This is a genomic window from Yersinia similis, from assembly GCF_001053095.1.
GTDB lineage: Bacteria > Pseudomonadota > Gammaproteobacteria > Enterobacterales > Enterobacteriaceae > Yersinia > Yersinia similis.
The window spans coordinates 1-2977 of record NZ_CGBP01000067.1; the positions used below are offsets into that span (position 1 = coordinate 1).

A 2977-nucleotide genomic window follows, 5' to 3' on the forward strand; every position below is an offset into this window, starting at 1 on the left:
CCCGATTTTTTCTGTTCGAACAGGTGCGATTCGCTCTCGCTCTGCTGCGCCGTGCCGACGGTAATGTTCTCCTGCGCACGCAGGCTGATATCCTGGTCGGCCACCACGTTGCTGCCCATCACCGCGATATTTTTACCGCTGACATCAATAGATCCCGCCGAGAGCATCGAGCCCACCGCCAGTGTCTGGCTAAGACTGTCTTCGGTGCGTGTCAGGGTGCTGGATGCCAGCCCTTTGCTGAGACCGGTATGATTGCGCTGTTCGTCATGCTGCTCGGTCTGGGTGGTCAGGAGCACATCCCCGCCCGCCGCCAGCGTCAACGCGCCATCGGTTTGTACCGCACTGGCTCGCAGGGTGACCGCCGTCATTGATAAGGCGACCTAGAAAGTACTGTGCGAGGCCAGCCAGCTCCGCCACGACTTTGGTACGGATTGGGGGTGGGATAACAGCGAGGTGATTATCGGTGGAGATTGCCTCATTGAGTCCATCACCGATGCTGAGCAACTGGAAGTCACCCCTGCACCCGGTGTTATTTGGTTGCAGCAGCGGGAAGTGGGAGTTTTTAGAGCTTAAAAGAAAGAACCCCGGCGAAGACCGGGGTAAATAAACGTTATTCTGTCAAACTATTACAAAAAATCATGATGCTGTTCAAATCCGTACGCCACTCTGAAATTTTATGACCGTCTTCAGTATGAGTAATTCTTGGCGTTATAAAATCATTGATGTTCTCGATGGTAAAGGAGGGGTGATCCTCGAGGAAAAGTACTTTATTTTGCAAAAAAACAATATCATCTTGAAAATACATCACCCAAACAAAAATAAAATTTGTTTGTTCCGGGTCATACATTGAAACCGCTAATGCAGCATGGTTTTTACTATGCAAACCCTTTTCAATAGATGCTAGCCAACTACGCTTGTAGTCTTTCAACTCCCAATACGACAAGGGCAATTGCAAGGGTTCCCAAAAATCATCAATAACAATCTTGGCTACTTGAACTAACTCGCCATCCATTTCTAGCGGTTCATTTTCAGGGAAAATTCCGAACATAAATTAATCCTTAATCCTATTTAGATTGCTATCATAAGTACCAATCCTGTCACCTTTACGATCAAACATTTTCCAGCCGTTAGTAACGTTATGACTATCAATATCAGGGGTTATATAATTTTTCCCATCGAAATAAACAGGCTGTCCATGTGAATTAAATGGTGCTTTTTGAGGTGAAATCCTGCGATCAAATCCTAAATTTTTTGCAGCTTCCTGAGCTTCTTTTCCTTTCAGCGCGAGATAAGCCAAATCATCTTTATTCGCCCCTTCAGGGATCGGTGTTACAGTACTACTCCCACCCGCATCCGGCTTGCCATCAGTATTACCAGTATTAGTAGCACCCTGACCTGTAGATTGATCATTACCGGTATGAGCAGGAGCATATTTATCCTGAAGCGAATTCAGGTATTTTTCGGTGATTTCATCATTGCCCATCATCGTCAGCATAACAAGATGATCCAGATCGTCTTCCGATATCTTGTCTGCAATCTCTTTGGCGACAATACCCGTAATACCCGCTTTAACACCGATCTCCAGAACTTGCTTCGCTATCAGACTTCGGCAGGGTGCAGCGATACCACATCCCTTCAGAGCCAGACCCAACGCATTATTCTCTACGATAGTTATAATGTTCAGGAACTTGATAGTCTTCAGGGAAAGGAAATTCTTTTGTCTCTCTGATAAAAAAGTCAATATCTTCAACTGATTGATAAAAAACCCCATAAATAGACATCATAAAAACCCTGATATCTAAAAGAGCCGCTCTCATAGCTTCAGAAACGGCCGCATGGGTGGTGCTGTCGGCGTGACCTTCGTTATTGGCCCCGACCAGCAAGCCGTTGGCCATATTGCCAACAAACTGACTGCCGATATTCCCCCCGGTGCTGGGGATTTCGCTCGGCAACATTTCCTTCGAAATACCTAACTGACCTTTAACTTCATTATATTTCAGTAGATTATCGGTGACGACTGGCTCACCGAGTCCGGAGTCACTGAGGCAGAGCTACTGGAGCTTGCCGCCGCCCCCGAATCACACCAGTTGAAGCGGAGGGACGAAGGGATTTCTAGGGCTTAGAATCAGGAATCCCGGCTTTGGACGGGCTTTACTTGTATCACTATTCAAGAATAAACAAACCTGCTTTTCTTATCATGTCATTTATTTCATCTAATAAATTAATTTTATTTTTTAGAATGTAAAAAGAGTGAGTTAGATCATATCCTGTCATGATATACAATCCTAAGTTAGAAAATAAAAAACCACATAAAGGATTTTCTTTCATAGCCTCAGATAATGCCTCTTTATATTCTCCAATTGATACTCTTTCTCTTTTCTCTCCATTAATTAAAATAGTAACATTACTTTCTGATAGCTGATATAAACCCTCATACAACTCAATGAATTTATTTTCAATATCATCAAAGCAAGCCTGTTTTACCGGATCATTTTTGATGTCAGAGTAACAAACTAAACTTTCATCACTATATTCATCAAAAGTTAAATAATGATCGAAATTCGATACATTGAACATAATAAAAAATTCTTGTATCGCAACGTTATCATCAAAATCAACTTTATTTACAATATCCGTTAAATAACTCATTTTCTTAGCACATTCCCATTTTGGTCTAACGTAGCAACTCTGTTACCATTTTTATCCAACAACTTCCAAGCACTTCCACCATGTGAATTATTTCCTGCTCTATCCGGCGAAATTCTCCAGCCAGTTTTAGGGTCAATAAACTCCCCTTTGCTACCAGAAATGGCCTTACGTTGATTAAACGTGCTCAAATCTATCTGATCACCTTTTTGAAGATCAGATTTATAATCTGTTTTAGGTTTTTCAGGCTCAAAGCCACCTGGTGTTCCTGATCCCACACCACCCAACTCAGTCTTTTGTTCATCCGTCAGATCTTTGCCTATATTGGGGG

4 protein-coding genes and 2 pseudogenes are annotated in these 2977 nt (G+C 42.9%); all 6 read right to left on the reverse strand.

What is annotated here, in order from left to right:
• Positions 1-359, reverse strand: a pseudogene (locus tag AC971_RS24045) (hemagglutinin repeat-containing protein); the annotation flags it as partial.
• Between the two features lie 251 nt (positions 360-610).
• Positions 611-1048 carry a hypothetical protein gene (locus AC971_RS21280; protein WP_025384260.1) on the reverse strand — a complete coding sequence of 146 codons (438 nt, stop codon included), beginning with the start codon at positions 1046-1048 and terminating at the stop codon, positions 611-613.
• 3 nt (positions 1049-1051) lie between these two features.
• On the reverse strand, positions 1052-1651 hold the full coding sequence (locus AC971_RS21285; protein ID WP_048677898.1) for a toxin C-terminal domain-containing protein: 600 nt from the start codon (positions 1649-1651) through the stop codon (positions 1052-1054).
• 4 nt (positions 1652-1655) lie between these two features.
• Entirely contained in the window at positions 1656-1955 is a 300-nt protein-coding gene (locus AC971_RS24895; protein WP_038402294.1) for a hypothetical protein, read from the reverse strand.
• Between the two features lie 208 nt (positions 1956-2163).
• Positions 2164-2649 (reverse strand): hypothetical protein, encoded by a 486-nt coding sequence (locus AC971_RS21295; RefSeq protein ID WP_025384262.1) that lies wholly within the window; start codon positions 2647-2649, stop codon positions 2164-2166.
• Positions 2646-2977 (reverse strand): annotated as a pseudogene (locus tag AC971_RS24900) (hypothetical protein); the annotation flags it as partial. The pseudogene AC971_RS24900 and the gene AC971_RS21295, both read right to left, overlap by 4 nt.